Here is a 16348-nt window from a genome sequence, read left to right on the forward strand (position 1 = left end):
AATAGGTATAATTTGTCTATACACTATTTATAACACCTTTTTAACTGGAAGTTATCCTGATAAAGTTATTGTAACTAATAATTACATTGCATTTTCATGCATGGGAAAAATCCAATATTATAAATATAATGAAATAAAATACTTTAAAGTAAGAGACTCACAATACTCAAAAAATATGTTTCTTAGAATAAATCGACCCTTATTCGGCAAAGGTCGATTTTGGATAAACACCCGCAGTTTCCACAATGGAAATGACTTATATGAATATATAATAAATTTAGAATATAAAATACACCCAAATTCATTAAAAAACATTGCTCGCAATAAAATTATATAAAAGAGGTAAAAACATTGTTTGAAAATGAAAAACAAAAAATTATCAATACTGGTTTAAAAATTGACAAATATGGTCTAATTGCACTTTCCGGCGGTAATGTAAGTCAACGTATGCCCTCTGGAGAAATTCTAGTCACACCTTCAGGTATGATCTACGAAGAACTAAATAGAAACGATATTATTATTATGGATATAAATGGTCATATTTTAGAAGGCACACGACGCCCATCTGTGGACACTACCGCATTATTATACATCTACAGTCATATGCCGGAAGTTAATGCTGTTATCCACACACATCAACCATATGCAACGGCTGTCAGTTTGATAGCTGATGAGCTTCCATGTGTTCTTACCACTTTAGCCAATGCTACCAGAGGAAGCGTAAAAGTTTGTCCATTCAGCTCAGCTGCCAGTGAGCAAATGGGTATTGAAACAGTTGAAAATATAGATAATAGATTAGCTGTAATTTTAAAAAATCATGGTGTTATAACAATAGGCAACAGCTTAAAACAAGCCCTTTATTCATGTGTATATTTAGAGGAAGCTGCCAAAACATATATGATAGCCAAATCAGCTAGTGACAGTATATCTCAACTTACCAGAAAACAAATATATGAAGCTATCGAAGTTTTTAATCATTATGGACAAGATAAAAGATAAAAGGTGGAATAAAAAATGCTAGTCTCAACAAAAAAAATGTTATCAAATGCAAAGAATAAAGGGTTTGCCATCCCTTCAGCAAATTTTATTGATCAAATATCAGTTATATCACACATAAAAACGGCCGAGAAAATGAATTTACCATTAATTTTATCATATGCACAAGCGCATTCAGTATATCAAAGCATTGAAGAAGCTGCTATGCTGGGACATTTTTATATAAAAAATTCTAATGTTCCAATTGCATTACATTTGGATCATGGCATGGATTTTCAATTTATAAAAAAAGCTATCCAACTTGGTTTTACATCCGTTATGATAGATGCTTCACAAAAAAATCTCTCTGACAACATAGCGATAACCAAAGAAATAGTTGATTTTGCCCATAAGAGAAATGTCGCAGTAGAAGCGGAAATTGGTCATGTGGGAACCGGCGTGAATATTGGTCAAGGCGAAACAGATGTTGATGATAATAGTATTTACACAACAGTAACAGAAGCAAAACAATTGGTTGAAGGAAGCGGAATTGACAGCTTGGCTGTATCGATAGGAACAGCGCATGGCCTTTATAAAGGAATACCTAAAATCAATTTCGATCGTTTAAAAGAACTATCCCAAAATATATCTATTCCATTAGTTTTGCATGGTGGTTCATCTTCAGGTGACAACAATCTTGAAAAGTGTGCCCTTAATGGTATAACCAAAATAAATATATATACCGATTTTATAGCAAATGCATACACCTATTTGAAAAAAACTGACACTAATAACTATTTCGATGTAAAAAGCTCTCTATCGCAGAGTATGAGCGATACTTTAGCTCATTATTACAAGATTTTTCACACACAGTCTTTATCATGATATCAGTAATTTTGTTTGGAGGATTTACGAATGAAAAAAATTAGACACCCTTTCCTAGTGGTCAATCCCAAATCATATCTTTACGGTTTAAGATCATTAAAATTTGCCGAATCAATAGACAATATTGCTGCTAAAAGCAATATACAAATCTTTTTTACGTGTTCTTTCACCGACATCCGTTATATAAAAGAACATACTCACCATCTTATCATAACCGCACAACACATGGATGATCTGAAACCTGGTCGTGGAATGGGACATGTACTTCCTGAATCACTGCAAGACGCCGGTGCAGAGGCCGTATTCCTCAATCATGCCGAAAATTCCCTGACAATTTCACATCTTTCAAATTCAATTATTCGCGCAAGAGAACTTGGCATAATATCAATAGCATGTGCAGACTCACTGATTGAAGCCACCTCTATAGCTAAATTAAATCCAGATATACTGTTATGTGAACCTACTGATTTAATTGGGACTGGGCACATAGCTGATAATAACTATGTATTGAAAACCACTTCGCAAATCAAATCTATCAATTCTAATATTTCCGTCATGATTGCTTCTGGTATAACTACTGCACAAGATGTCTACAACGTAATCAAACTAGGAGCCGATGGTACAGGTGGAACAAGTGGTATTTTAAAAGCTCCTAATCCTGTACTCAGAGTACAGGAAATGGTTGATGCCATTTTAAAAACAGAAAATGAATAGGAGATTAAAATGACTGTTTACAAGGAAACCATTGCTTTACAATCACATGGCGAACGACCTACATTTATAAATATTACATCGTCCGTAAAAGAAAGCATTAAAAAAAGCCAAATCCAAAATGGAATTTGTACCATAATATCACCACATACAACATGTGCTGTTTTTTTTGAAGAGTTTGTGCACGATTATGATAAAAATGGTGATGAATTTTTACAGATAGATTTAAATAACACCTTAAAAAAGATAATTCCTGATAATACATCTCAAGGCCAATATAACTATCCCGGTAAAAAGCACTATCAAGCAGTAGAAGCATGGCCCGATGCAGACTCTTATTTACCCGGAGGGGACCGTAATGCGTTATTAAATTGTGATGCCCATTTAAAAGCTACATTAATTGGTTCAAGTCAAATATTTGATGTAGATAGTGGTACATTAGGTGTAGGCGTTACAGGATATATTTATTTTGTCGATTTTGACAGGACCAGGCCTCGCACACGAAAGTGTAAAATTATCATAATTGGAGATTGTTAAAATTAGAAGGGACAAATTACAAAACATTTGTCCCTTCTAATTTTATATTAATAATATAAAATTACCTGCTTCTTCTGCGCAGAACTCTTTTAAAATGTTCATTTTTCCCTCTGCCCAGATAACTCCTGGCAAACATATGCGGAATAGCTACCCCTACAGCTATTGCTAATATAGTAAGATTAGCTGTAATACCACTTTGAAACACCTTTATAAAAGAATTTACATCTATGATATTTATATTAATAATACCGAACATCAATCGATACATAAAAACTCCAGGAATCATCGGAATTACTGAGGGAAGCGTTATTACATGAATAGGCGTATGGACATAATGAACTGCTTTTATAGCTATAAAGCTGACTATCATTGCTCCGGCAAATGATCCTGTAGGCAATCCCATTCCCAATCCAATATTTATAAAATTCCTTGTACAAACCGAAATCATTCCCCCCAAAGCAACCACCCATAATAAGCGTTTTGGTACGTTGAAAATCGTTGAAAAACCTACTGAGGCAATTGCCGCCGCAATACCATAAACTAAATATGGACCACTCGGTTGTGTATTTATCATCGTAAAATCTTCTACCTGACATAACCTAATGGCAAATACTATGCCAAAACTCATACTGAACACCATCAATATTGTATTTACCGCTCTGGTCATACCGGAGACAATATAATTGTCCAGCATATCCTCTACTGAATTTATCAATGGTATCCCCGGAACAATAAACAAGGCACATGCTAAAAGCGGGTGCCATGGTGTCGCAGACCCTGGCAGGAAATGAACAAAGTACGCTAATATTGTAGACGCAAATGAAGCAATTGCTATTGAAGCATAGGGATTTATCGAAAACTTGCGACAATATCGGCGAACTTCAAACCCCAATGAGGCACAAACGGCCGTGTACAAAAATGCTGCCCAATCCCCACCAAATAATTTACAAAAACCACCACATGCTAATCCTGCCCCCAAAGCAATAAATACCCGCGAATATTGCTTTTTTGCATACATTATTGCTTTTAAATCTCGTTCATAATCTTCCAATGTATAATTTTTCTTTATAGCACGCCATGATAATTTGCTGACTGCGGATATTTTTGTCATGTCTACACCATGTTTTATACATTTTTGAAACTTAGTAACCGATTGGTTATCACCATTTATATTCACCATTATAGTTGTATATGTGATATGAATATGGAACGCATCGAGATTAATTCTCATAAAAGCTGCCACCCGCTTCATAGTGCGTGTAATACGATTCGTATCAGCAGCATTCTCCATCAATATTTGCCCTGTTTTCAAAATAAGTGTCAATTTCTTATCTATTGCAAAATATGGATCATTTACATCCAATCTATTTACCATACTATCATTCCTCTAATAATGTATTTTGTATAATATATACATAATGAAACAAAACCTTTATATGAAATCATGAACACATTTTATTTTATATATATTGTGTATTAATCGCCATTATATATTTATCAACCGAATTTTATTATATGGAGGTATATATTTTTTTTCAACTAAATTTATATGATTTATAATTATCGTAATAATACCCATAATACATAATACAATAATTAAAACTTCCACTGTACCCTGTTCTATGGTATCTCATATATATTATCTTACGCATATTTAACAGTAATTTCAATTTACCATAATAATTTATATTATATTTACTAAAACAATCATTTAGGAATATTATAATATTCCTAAATGTAATAAAAATATTTACTATTAATATAATATATATAATCTGCTAATTTATGTTATAATTTATATTGATTTAATTTTTCATCACAGATGCATACAGTAATTATTATGATGATTAAATATCATAACCTGAGGGGATATAAATGGAATTTCAACAGTTAGAATATTTTTTGGCCATTGCTCATATCGGTAACTTTACCAAAGCCGCTAAATCGGTATCAATAACGCAATCGGCTTTAAGTCGTTCTATTATACGATTAGAAAAAGAACTTGGTGTCCAACTGTTGAACCGCAACGCCAAAGAAGTAACTTTGACCAACTACGGTGAAATGCTGCTGACTCATGCAGAGCGGATAGTCAAAGAAGAAACAGCCGCAAAAATGGAAATTGACAATTCAGATCGTCAAACAATAAATCTATCATTTCTTCATTCATTGGGAAGCTACATCGTTCCACGGCTTATAAGCCAATTCAGAAAAACCTATCCTCAATGCCGATTCAGACTTAATCAGGACAATTCAACCATACTGACCGAACAACTGATAAAGGGAAAAACCGATTTATGTATATGTTCTAATATACTAATGAGCGAAACAGTTGGCTGGCTGCCTTTATGCTCTGAAGAACTATTTGTCATTGTTCCTTTGAATCATCCTTTAGCCAAACGAACTACCGTTACTTTAAAAGAAATTGCCGAGGAATCTTTTATAACTTTAAAACCATTTTATGGGCTTCGCCTTTTGGCAAATCAACTTTTTGACATGGCCGGTGTCATACCGCACATCGAATTCGAAGGTGATGAGATAGTGACAGTAGCTAATTTAGTTGCAGCCGATCTTGGTGTCTCACTTATTCCGATGATTCCCGGATTGGACAGACTAAATCTCAAATTTCTAAAGCTATCATCACCACATTGCCGCAGAACTATCGGCATAGCTTGGGATACCAGCAGAATATTACCACCATTGGTTTATAAATTTCAAAAATTTGCTCTCGACAGTTTTTCCAGCGACCAATAAACATATACTAAGCCGCGTAATTTGCGGCTTTTATTATTTATTTAAAAATCAACGAGGTGACGACTATCATGCCTGAAATGCCTGAAGTAGAAAGTATACGACGCACATTAAATAAAAATATTCGAGACAAAAATATTAAAAGTATCAATATTTTATTACCACGATTGATAAAATTTCCCGATCCTGATATTTATAAGCATCGGGTGACTGGCAATAAAATAAATAATCTGACACGGCGCGGTAAATATCTAATCATGCATCTGGATAATGGAGTAATGGCTATTTTCCATCTGCGGATGACCGGACGTCTATGCTATGTAAAAAAAGGCACTTCAGAAGACAAATACAAACGGATAATTTTTAATCTGGATAATAATGATAAATTGATTTATGCCGATACACGTACCTTAGGAACACTATATGCTATAAAACCAGAAGAAATAAATAAAATCAGCGGTTTATATACATTGGGCTGCGAACCTTTATCCAAAGAGTTTACACTAAAGTATCTGCGTGAAAAATTAAAAAACTCTCACGGAAAAATTAAACCTTTTTTGTTAAACCAAAAAAATATTGCCGGACTTGGCAATATTTATGTTGATGAATCTTTGTTTCTGTCTGGTATAAATCCCAAACAAAATTGTAATACAGTCTCTCTCAATCAAATAAAGCTGCTGCATACAGCTATAAATAAAGTAATCGGCGATGGTATTCGCGACGGCGGCACTACCTTTCGTGACTATGTGAACGGTGACGGCAACAAGGGTACCCATCAAAATAATTTATTTGTTTATGGTCGTGACAAAATGGCCTGTCAAAAATGTGGTACAATAATAGAAAAAATTAAGGTTGGCGGGCGTGGTACCTGTTACTGCCCAAAATGCCAAAAATTACGATAATAAACGTAGGTGCATCATATGTATAAAATTGGTCTGACAGGCGGCATTGCCTGCGGAAAAACAACTATATGCTCATTCTTACAAGAATTTGGTGCCAGCATAATTGATACTGATAAAATAGCCCATGAATTGGCTTGTCCTGAAAATTCACTATGGCAGGCGTACTATGCTCATTTTGGCGAGAAAATATTACTTAATGATAAAACCTTGAATCGCCGCCTCATCGGTAATATCGTTTTTTCAAATTCTACGGAAAAAAATTGGTTAAACAAAACCAGCCATCCGCTTATTTTAGCTGAAGTAAAAAAAAGAATCACCAGACTAACCGATTTGGGCATAAAAATTGTCATTTTAGATGTGCCTTTATTATATGAAATTGGCTGGGATAGATTTGTCGACGAAACATGGGTTGTCTATGTTGACAAAAAAACTCAGCTTAACCGTCTACGGCAACGCAACAGTTACACCTTTGCTGAAGCCAGGCATCGTATACAGTCTCAAATGCCTTTATCACGCAAAATAAAATATGCTGACAAGGTAATCAATACGGGCAATCCGTTACTTATAAATAAAAAAAATACTTATAAATTATGGACAGCTCTACAGCAAAAGCTGGAGAAGATAAATGAACAGCAATAATCACAAATCGACACTCGATTATATACTAAAAACAGCACAAGGCTTTCTTATAATTATGATATTTTTATCAGTGGTTTTTGCTGGTATTTACGAAGGACTGCAAACACATGTAATCGAAAAAGTAGAAAAAAAATATCTTTATCCTTATCCTTATGAAATTACTATTGAAAAATATGCCAGACAATACAATATTGATGATTCCCTAGTTGCAGGAATAGTATTGGCAGAAAGCCGTTTTATCCCCGATGCAAAATCGCATCGCGGCGCTATTGGTTTAATGCAGATAATGCCGGAAACGGGCCGATGGATAGCCAGCAATATTGATGATAAAACTTATAACGACAACAAACTCTATGATCCTGAAACTAACATTCACTATGGCGTATGGTACCTATCTTTTTTAATGAAAGAATTTAACCGCAATGAAATTTTAACGATTGCTGCCTATAATGCCGGACACGGACAAATAGAGAAATGGCGCAATACATACAGCTGGAACAGCAGCTTTGACGACTATAATAAAATTCCGTTTAAAGAAACACGTGATTATGTCCAGAAAGTGTTAAATAACAAGAAATCCTATCAAAAATTATATCGCGATAAAGAATTTTAATATTTGACAACCTAATATCTATGTGCTATGATTTGAAAAATGCAATATGGCCCTTTAATATAATCCAGCGAGGTTGAAAGGGAAATCAAAAGTATATCATCATCAAGATAGCTGTGCTTTCTTATGCCTTGCGCATAAGAAAGCTTTTTTTATATATAAATTTAAAAGGAGCAACTATGGTGGAAAACAAAACGGCTTCATTATGTGGAAAGAATATTCTGGGTCTGGAATATTTTTCCCAGGAAGAAATCGAATCAGTCCTTCAAACGGCAGTGGAAATGAAAAACATTATTCATCGCGATATCAAAAAAGTTCCTACCCTGCGCGGCAAAGCAATCGTAAATTTATTTTACGAACCAAGTACACGAACACGCACATCATTTGAACTAGCCGGAAAATATTTAGGGGCAGACGTAATAAACATAACTGCCGGTTCCAGTAGCATCGTCAAAGGAGAAAGCTTACGGGATACATTGCTCACCATAGAAGATATGGGCATTGATGCCATCGTTATGAGGCATAAAGCAGAAGGTGCTGCCGAATACGCAGCAAAAATTGTAAAACCCGTAATAATCAATGCCGGCGACGGAGCACATGCCCATCCTTCGCAAGGGCTCTTAAATTTATTTACTATCCGCCAGTATAAAGGTGATTTTAAAGGATTAAAATACGCTATACTCGGTGACATTTCTCATAGCCGTGTAGCTAGAAGTGATATATGGGGAATGCGAAAAATGGGTATAGAAGTACATCTGGCAGGACCACGTACTTTGATACCACGCTTCTTGTACAAAGAAAAAGGCATCTTTATTCATGATCATATTGAAGATGCTATTAAAAATGCTGACGTCATAAATGTATTGCGCATACAGACAGAACGGCAAAAATCCGGTCTTTTCCCATCGACCCGTGAATATGCCCGCATTTTCGGCCTCAACGAACAAAGATTATCATTAGCCAAAAAAGATGTCCTAGTAATGCACCCCGGTCCTATGAATAAAGGCTGGGAAATTTCTCCCCAGATCGCCTACAGTACTCATTCGGCCATCCAAGAACAGGTAAAAAACGGTGTAGCTGTGCGCATGGCACTTTTAGCCCTTGTTTTAACAGGAGGAAAACATGATGAAATTATTGCTTAAAGGCGGCAAAGTTATCGACCCAGCCAACAACATAAATAAAATTGCCGACGTTCTTATAGAAAATGGTAAAATCACTGATATAAGAGAAAATTTATCTATAGATGACGGTAAAACAATTGATGTAACCGACAAAATCGTCGTTCCCGGTTTAATTGACATGCATACCCATATGCGTGAACCTGGTCAGGAAGCCAAGGAAGATTTTGTCTCAGGATCACGTGCTGCAGCAGCCGGAGGCTATACTACTATAGCCTCTATGCCCAACACCAAACCGGTTGTGGACAGTTCCATTATAATAAAAGGACTTAAACAACGTGCCGCAACAGATGCCATTGTTAATATTGAAATCATCGGTGCACTGACCAAAGGGCAAAAAGGTATGGAATTAGCTGAAATCGGTGACATGAGCCAGGCTGGAGCTGTTGCTTTTTCCGATGACGGTCACTATGTACAAAACTCTAAAGTCCTATTAAATGGTCTCGACTATCTGCGTCCTTTCGATAAAATAATCATCTCACATGCCGAAGAAACATCCCTCGTAGAAGACGGTGTAATGAATGAAGGCAAAAAAAGCGCTATGCTCGGTTTAAATGGTCGTCCAACAGTAGCTGAAGACATTGCCGTAATGCGTGATATTCTGCTGGCTGAATATGCTGATGCCCCAATCCATATCGCCCATATCAGTACCCGACACGCCATTGAACTCGTCCGTCAGGCTAAACAGCGCGGCATAAAGGTGTCTGCAGAAGTCACACCGCATCATCTCACTATGACTGAAGATATGGTCGATATCACCGATTCATGCACAAAAGTAAATCCGCCGTTGCGCACAACAGAAGACACTGATGCTGCTGTAACCGGGCTACTTGATGGTACAATTGATGCTATCGTAACAGATCATTCACCTCATGCTGAGGAAGAAAAAGATAAAGAATATCAATACGCCCCAAGCGGTTTTCCCGGACTTGAAACCGCTTTAGGGGTTCTTCTGACCGATCTTTACCACACCGGTAAAATTACTCTACCATTGCTTATTGAAAAAATGACGGCAGGACCCGCCAAACTTTTCAAGTTAAATAAAGGCACGTTAAGTAAAAATTCAACGGCGGATATCACCGTAATCGATACCCAAAAAGAATGGACAGTTGATAATACTAAGTTTTATACAAGAGGCACCCACTCCCCATTTGTCGGCAGAAAACTTAAGGGTAAAGCCATCATGACCATAGTTTCTGGAAGAATAATTATGCAAAATGGTATAATTATAGATTAAAATATATTATAATATAAATAAGCTAATTCATGCATCGCCTTTCGATAATATTTATTTCGTCAAAAGGCTGTGATATGAGAATATGCATACTGATAATCTTCGGAGGTGCTTTTATTTGAAGGGTAAATTAATACTGGAAGACGGTAGTGTATTTACTGGTGACCTGCTTAGTGAAAAAACGGCTACCGGTGAAGTTGTATTTAATACAGGAATGACTGGTTACCAGGAAATACTGACAGATCCATCCTATTGTTCACAAATAATAACATTGACCTATCCACTTATTGGCAATTACGGCACAGCCAATAAATTTAACCAAAGCCGTAAATGTTTTGCCCGTGGTTTCATAATCGGAGAACTTTGCGAAAGTGGCAGTAATTGGCAAAAAGAAAATGAACTAAGTGATTTTCTTAATGATAACGGTATTTCTTGTTTATATAATGTAGACACACGGGCACTGACCCGACGTTTGCGCTCCGCTGGAACAATGAAAGGTATAATAGTTGCTGAAAATGCTTCAGCAGAAGAATGCAAAAAACTTATGGCTGTTCCTTTTGATAGACAAACAGTGACCAAAGTAACTACGCCGGAAAAATATGTGTTGGAAGGTAATGGTCTGCACATTACAGCAATGGATTTCGGTGTTAAAAGGAACATGTTGGAGTCACTGCATGCCCGGGGCTGCAAAGTAACTGTTGTTCCTGCGCACACCAGTGCCAAAACTATCCTTGATCTTAACCCTGATGGAATATTTCTTTCAAATGGTCCCGGCGACCCTAAAGATGTGCCGGAAATAATTGCCGTAATAAAGCAGCTTATCGGTAAAAAACCCATTTTTGGCATATGTCTGGGACATCAGCTTATAGCTTTAGCCTGCGGTGCCGACACTTATAAATTAAAATTTGGCCACCGCGGTTCCAATCAACCGGTAAAAGATTTGCGCACCGGCCGCGTATATATTTCTTCACAAAACCACGGTTATGCCGTAGATGAAGCTTCACTGCAAAATCTGCCCTTCAGTATCACTCATATATCAATGAATGACGGTACAGTAGAGGGAATGCAGCACAACACTCTACCGCTGTTTTCTGTGCAGTACCACCCTGAAGCTTCTCCCGGACCCGATGATAATACCTACCTATTCGATGAATTTTGCACAATGATGAAGAAGGGGGCAATATAATCGTGCCGAAAAAAAAATATCTAAAAAAAGTAATGGTAATCGGCTCCGGCCCAATAATAATAGGACAGGCTGCAGAATTTGATTATGCCGGTTCACAAGCCTGTCGTGCACTTAAAGAAGAAGGCCTTGAAGTAGTTTTAGTCAACAGCAACCCGGCAACTATAATGACCGATACACATATTGCTGACCGTGTCTATATAGAACCACTTACCGTAGATTTTTTAGAAGAAATAATCAGTAAGGAACGTCCTGATGGGCTTTTAGCCACATTAGGCGGTCAAGCAGGCCTTAATCTTGCCGTTCAATTATCTGAACACGGTATTTTAGAAAAATATAAAGTAGAATTGCTCGGTACACCGCTGAACGCCATAAAAAAAGCAGAAGATCGCGAACTATTTAAAGAAACTATGCAAAAACTCGGCGAGCCAATACCAGAAAGTACTATAGTCGACAATGTAGATGATGCGATAAAATTTGCTAATAAAATTGGTTATCCTATAATTGTCCGTCCAGCATATACAATGGGCGGTACCGGAGGCGGCATTGCCGATAAAGAAACCGATCTTAAGGAAATCGTTATCCGCGGTCTCAAATACAGCATGATTGGTCAAGTACTGATTGAACGTTCTGTTGCCGGTTGGAAAGAAATAGAATATGAAGTAATACGTGATGGTAATGATAACTGTATTACTGTATGCAATATGGAAAATTTTGACCCGGTCGGCGTGCATACGGGCGACAGTATTGTCGTAGCCCCCTCACAAACCCTGACCGATCACGAATATCAAATGCTCCGGTCAGCTTCACTACGCATAATCCGTGAACTTGGTATTGAAGGCGGCTGCAACGCACAATACGCACTCGACAGCAAAACAAACAATTATTATGTAATAGAAGTAAATCCCCGTGTCAGCAGATCTTCTGCGCTAGCCTCAAAAGCCACCGGATACCCAATAGCAAAAGTCTCGGCAAAAATAGCAATCGGCTACAATCTCGATGAAATCACCAATGCCGTAACCCAAAAAACCAAAGCCTGCTTTGAACCGGCTCTTGATTATTGCGTAGTCAAATTTCCCCGCTGGCCATTTGACAAATTTGTCTTAGCAGATCATACTCTCGGCACCCAGATGAAAGCAACGGGCGAAGTGATGTCCATCGACCGCAATTTTGAAGGTGCTATATTAAAAGCCGTTCGTTCACTGGAAATAGGCGTTCATCGTCTCTCTATGGAACATATAGCACATTGGGATGACAACACCGTCCTCAAAAGTCTGTCACTCATTAATGACGAACGTATTTTTGTCATTGCTGAAGCACTGCGACGCGATATCGCCGATGTAAACCAGATAAACGCCATAACCAAAATAGATAAATGGTTTATCGAAAAGATAAAAAACATCACTACTATCGAAAATCGTATCCTGCATGAAGAACTAACCAAGGAACTATTAGCAGCTGCCAAAAATGTTGGTCTTGCCGATCGCTCAATAGCCGAACTGACCGGTAAAACAATGCCACAGATAAGATTCATGCGCAAAAATGCTAATATCTTCCCATGTTATAAAATGGTTGATACCTGTGCAGCTGAATTTGAAGCAGCCACACCTTACTACTATTCAACTTTCCATGCCCAGGAAGATGAAGTGACTATTTCCAACAAAAGGAAGGTAATAGTACTAGGATCAGGTCCGATCAGAATTGGTCAGGGAGTAGAATTTGATTATTGCTCAGTTCACTCTGTGTGGGCTTTACGAAAAATGGGCATTGAAGCAATAATAATAAACAACAATCCGGAAACAGTAAGTACTGACTTTGATATATCCGACCGACTCTATTTTGAACCATTGACCCCGGAAGATGTACTCAACATTATCGATAAGGAAAAACCGGAGGGAGTAATTGTTCAGTTTGGCGGTCAAACCGCCATAAATTTGGCTGGTGCACTGCAAAAAGCCGGTGTAAAAATACTCGGTACATCAGTAGATAATATTGATCGCGCTGAAGACAGGGAGAGGTTCGATGAATTGCTGGAAACAACACATATATTACGGCCTCGCGGTGAAAGTGTCACCACTGTGGAAGGTGCCGTAAAAGCTGCCGAAGATATCAGTTATCCCTGCGTTATCCGGCCTTCATATGTATTGGGCGGACGCGCTATGGAAATAGTTTATAATGAAGAAGAATTACGCGATTACATGGCTCGTGCCGTAAAAGTATCACCACAGCACCCAGTACTGATCGATCATTATATGGAAGGCCGTGAAGTCGAAGTTGACGCTATTTGCGATGGTACCGATGTAGTCATTCCCGGCATAATGGAACATATCGAACGCGCTGGGATTCATTCCGGTGACAGTATCGCTGTATATCCGCCGCAAACATTATCTGCCAGAGTTATTTACACTATTGTGGATTACACCAGACGATTGGCTTTGGGACTCAATGTCAAAGGATTAATGAACGTACAATATGTAATTTTAAACGAACATGTTTATGTAATTGAAGTAAACCCGCGTTCCAGCCGTACCATTCCATTTCTCAGTAAAGTTACCAATGTCAATATGGTCTATGTAGCCACACGGGCAGCCTTAGGTCACACCCTGGCCGAAATGGGTTATCATTCTGGTCTTATCGCACCAAAGCCTTATGTAGCATTAAAAGCTCCTGTATTCTCTTTCGCTAAGATGCAGGATGTCGATATTTCTCTGGGGCCTGAAATGAAATCCACCGGAGAAGTAATGGGCATCGATTATCACTATTCACGGGCATTATATAAAGCCATAACCGGAGCTGGCATGAACATTCCCACTCACGGAACAATATTATTTACCGTTGCCGATAAAGATAAAGAAGAAGGACAGCAGCTTGCCAAAGCTTTCAGTGAACTTGGTTTTAAATTGGTAGCAACAAAGGGTACCGCACAATCTATAAAAAATGTTGGCATTGACGTCGATGTAGTTGGCAAGGTCCATGAAAGCAAAGGTGATATTTTAGAAATGATAAAAGACGGAAAAATAAATATGGTAATAAATACACTGACACCAGGTAAAACCTTTGCCAAAGACGGATTTAAAATACGTCGTTCCACTGTCGAACACGGTATTGCCTGTTTAACTGCACTTGATACTGCATGGCAGGTCTTGCGCGTACTTTCTTTTATGCGGGAACGTCGTCTTGTCTACACTCTGGCATTACAGGATTATGTTGGTGGTGGTGATGATCTTGCATAGGTTATCCCTAAAAATCATATAATTAACTTATGCAGATCATAAACTTCATTTAAATAAACTACAAAAGTTCAAACCTGATATAAAATATCCCGGTCATTACATTAATAAATAATGTAATGACCGGGATATTTTATATACCTGTTTATACTATATAAACATCATTAATTTTTATTATCTATATTAAGCTTTTCAAATATTCCAAAGCACATACTTAAAACAATGGCAGTGACTGTTGCCAATCCCATGCCTTTAAGTTGCACAGGTCCGATAATAAGCGTTGCTCCGCTCAATCCGCTTATCAGGGTAACTGCCGTCAATATCATATTTTTTGATTTAGTATAATCCACCTTTTTTTCAATCAATATACGAATTCCCGAGCAGGCAATTATACCAAATAATAATATGCTCACTCCCCCCATCACCGGAACAGGAATGGCATGAATAATCGCGGCAATTTTCCCAATAAAAGAAAACACAATAGCAAATATTGCCGCTCCACCGATCACCCATACACTATAGACACGAGTTATCGCCATCACTCCCATATTTTCTCCATATGTAGTATTTGGTGTAGATCCAACAAACCCAGAAATTATATTAGAAAGTCCGTCAGCAAATAAAGATCGATGCAGACCGGGATCTTTTATTAAATCACGATGCACAATGCTGCCGGTCACAAATAAATGTCCGATATGTTCTGCAAAAACGACGAATAATGCCGGTAATATCATCATTATTGCGCTGAGATTAAAATGTGGTTCATAAAATGTAGGAACACAAAACCATGGCGCACTTTGTACTCCTGACCAATCGACAATTCCAAGGAAAAATGAAATTATATAACCGGCTACAACACCAATGAGAACCGGAATTATTCCAATAAAACCACGCCCCAAAACTGAAGCCAAAATAGTAATTATCAAGGTGAGTCCTGATGCAATCATTGCCAAATGATTAGGAATATTAGATGCAGATGATGAATTTCCCATAAATCCTGCCATAGTGAGTGCAAGCGGTGCAAGCTCCAAGCCTATTACACTTACCACAGATCCCATCGCTGCCGGCGGTAAAACAAAATCAATCCATTTTGTGCCAACCTTGCCGATAATTAATGATAAAATGATAAATGATATCCCAAAAGCAATAAATCCACCCTGCGCATCACCATAACTCATGCCGGCTGTTCCGATTACTGCTAAAACCGGTGAAATAAATGCGAAACTTGATCCCAAATAAGCCGGCAGCCGACCTTTACAAATTACCAAATATAAAATAGTCCCTACGCCGTTCATAAATAATGCCGTAGCCGGATTTACCTTAAGCAAAAATGGAACCAGTACAGTCGAACCAAACATAGCAAATAAATGCTGCAGGCTGAGCGGTATCCCTTCCAATAAAGGCACCCGCTCTTCGACATCATAATACTTTTTCATCTTCCTACATCCTTTATAAAGTTTTATTGGTGAATTACAGATAAATTACCTTATTACAATACAATTGCCCTGGAGTGAGC

14 protein-coding genes are annotated in these 16348 nt (G+C 37.6%); 12 read left to right on the forward strand and 2 right to left on the reverse strand.

Annotated elements, in window-relative coordinates:
• Positions 1–351: 351 nt before the first annotated feature.
• Genes I6751_RS11965 through I6751_RS11980 form a run of 4 tightly spaced genes read left to right on the forward strand, consistent with a single transcriptional unit; the run spans position 352 to position 3108 of the window.
• Positions 352–999, forward strand: a complete 648-nt coding sequence (locus I6751_RS11965; protein ID WP_196590928.1) for a class II aldolase/adducin family protein — start codon at positions 352–354, stop codon at positions 997–999.
• 15 nt (positions 1000–1014) lie between these two features.
• Complete coding sequence (locus I6751_RS11970; protein WP_196590927.1) at positions 1015–1860, forward strand: class II fructose-bisphosphate aldolase; 846 nt, start codon at positions 1015–1017, stop codon at positions 1858–1860.
• 30 nt (positions 1861–1890) lie between these two features.
• Positions 1891–2574, forward strand: a complete 684-nt coding sequence (locus I6751_RS11975; protein ID WP_182187438.1) for a triose-phosphate isomerase — start codon at positions 1891–1893, stop codon at positions 2572–2574.
• Between the two features lie 9 nt (positions 2575–2583).
• On the forward strand, positions 2584–3108 hold the full coding sequence (locus tag I6751_RS11980; RefSeq protein WP_182187437.1) for a YjbQ family protein: 525 nt from the start codon (positions 2584–2586) through the stop codon (positions 3106–3108).
• A 61-nt stretch (positions 3109–3169) separates the two neighbouring features.
• Here the strand turns inward: I6751_RS11980 and I6751_RS11985 are convergent, their stop codons facing one another.
• Entirely contained in the window at positions 3170–4483 is a 1314-nt protein-coding gene (locus tag I6751_RS11985; RefSeq protein WP_196590926.1) for a threonine/serine exporter family protein, read from the reverse strand.
• A gap of 500 nt (positions 4484–4983) precedes the next feature.
• Between I6751_RS11985 and I6751_RS11990 the strand changes: the two genes are divergently transcribed.
• From I6751_RS11990 to carB, 8 genes are all read left to right on the forward strand, one after another.
• A complete protein-coding gene (locus tag I6751_RS11990; RefSeq protein WP_182187435.1) occupies positions 4984–5859 on the forward strand; it encodes a LysR family transcriptional regulator in 876 nt (291 codons plus the stop codon).
• 68 nt (positions 5860–5927) lie between these two features.
• A complete protein-coding gene (gene mutM / locus I6751_RS11995) occupies positions 5928–6758 on the forward strand; it encodes a DNA-formamidopyrimidine glycosylase (protein ID WP_182187434.1) in 831 nt (276 codons plus the stop codon).
• A gap of 18 nt (positions 6759–6776) precedes the next feature.
• A complete protein-coding gene (coaE, locus tag I6751_RS12000; RefSeq protein ID WP_182187433.1) occupies positions 6777–7397 on the forward strand; it encodes a dephospho-CoA kinase in 621 nt (206 codons plus the stop codon).
• Entirely contained in the window at positions 7384–8010 is a 627-nt protein-coding gene (locus tag I6751_RS12005; protein ID WP_231037857.1) for a lytic transglycosylase domain-containing protein, read from the forward strand. Before coaE ends, I6751_RS12005 begins: the two co-directional genes overlap by 14 nt.
• A gap of 176 nt (positions 8011–8186) precedes the next feature.
• The gene (locus I6751_RS12010; protein ID WP_196590925.1) at positions 8187–9149 is read left to right on the forward strand and encodes an aspartate carbamoyltransferase catalytic subunit; all 963 of its coding nucleotides are present in this window, start codon (positions 8187–8189) and stop codon (positions 9147–9149) included.
• Positions 9133–10422, forward strand: a complete 1290-nt coding sequence (locus tag I6751_RS12015; protein ID WP_182188559.1) for a dihydroorotase — start codon at positions 9133–9135, stop codon at positions 10420–10422. The genes I6751_RS12010 and I6751_RS12015 overlap by 17 nt, the downstream gene beginning before the upstream one ends.
• 115 nt (positions 10423–10537) lie before the next feature.
• On the forward strand, positions 10538–11605 hold the full coding sequence (locus I6751_RS12020; protein WP_196590924.1) for a carbamoyl phosphate synthase small subunit: 1068 nt from the start codon (positions 10538–10540) through the stop codon (positions 11603–11605).
• Positions 11606–11607: 2 nt separating this feature from the next.
• The gene (gene carB, locus I6751_RS12025) at positions 11608–14835 is read left to right on the forward strand and encodes a carbamoyl-phosphate synthase large subunit (RefSeq protein WP_196590923.1); all 3228 of its coding nucleotides are present in this window, start codon (positions 11608–11610) and stop codon (positions 14833–14835) included.
• Positions 14836–14996: 161 nt separating this feature from the next.
• Here the strand turns inward: carB and uraA are convergent, their stop codons facing one another.
• Entirely contained in the window at positions 14997–16268 is a 1272-nt protein-coding gene (gene uraA, locus I6751_RS12030) for a uracil permease (protein ID WP_182187429.1), read from the reverse strand.
• Positions 16269–16348: the final 80 nt, after the last annotated feature.

This window comes from Pectinatus frisingensis (genome assembly GCF_015732285.1).
Classification (GTDB): Bacteria; Bacillota; Negativicutes; order Selenomonadales; family Selenomonadaceae; genus Pectinatus; species Pectinatus frisingensis.

What these genes read in the sequence shown, in the direction of transcription:
- I6751_RS11970 (WP_196590927.1), top strand. Translation starts at nt 1,015, where the DNA reads ATGCTAGTCTCAACAAAAAAAATGTTATCAAATGCAAAGAATAAAGGG.
- I6751_RS11975 (WP_182187438.1), top strand. Translation starts at nt 1,891, where the DNA reads ATGAAAAAAATTAGACACCCTTTCCTAGTGGTCAATCCCAAATCATAT.
- I6751_RS11980 (WP_182187437.1), top strand. Translation starts at nt 2,584, where the DNA reads ATGACTGTTTACAAGGAAACCATTGCTTTACAATCACATGGCGAACGA.
- I6751_RS11985 (WP_196590926.1), bottom strand. Translation starts at nt 4,483, where the DNA reads ATGGTAAATAGATTGGATGTAAATGATCCATATTTTGCAATAGATAAG.
- I6751_RS11990 (WP_182187435.1), top strand. Translation starts at nt 4,984, where the DNA reads ATGGAATTTCAACAGTTAGAATATTTTTTGGCCATTGCTCATATCGGT.
- mutM (WP_182187434.1), top strand. Translation starts at nt 5,928, where the DNA reads ATGCCTGAAATGCCTGAAGTAGAAAGTATACGACGCACATTAAATAAA.
- coaE (WP_182187433.1), top strand. Translation starts at nt 6,777, where the DNA reads ATGTATAAAATTGGTCTGACAGGCGGCATTGCCTGCGGAAAAACAACT.
- I6751_RS12005 (WP_231037857.1), top strand. Translation starts at nt 7,384, where the DNA reads ATGAACAGCAATAATCACAAATCGACACTCGATTATATACTAAAAACA.
- I6751_RS12010 (WP_196590925.1), top strand. Translation starts at nt 8,187, where the DNA reads ATGGTGGAAAACAAAACGGCTTCATTATGTGGAAAGAATATTCTGGGT.
- I6751_RS12015 (WP_182188559.1), top strand. Translation starts at nt 9,133, where the DNA reads ATGAAATTATTGCTTAAAGGCGGCAAAGTTATCGACCCAGCCAACAAC.
- uraA (WP_182187429.1), bottom strand. Translation starts at nt 16,268, where the DNA reads ATGAAAAAGTATTATGATGTCGAAGAGCGGGTGCCTTTATTGGAAGGG.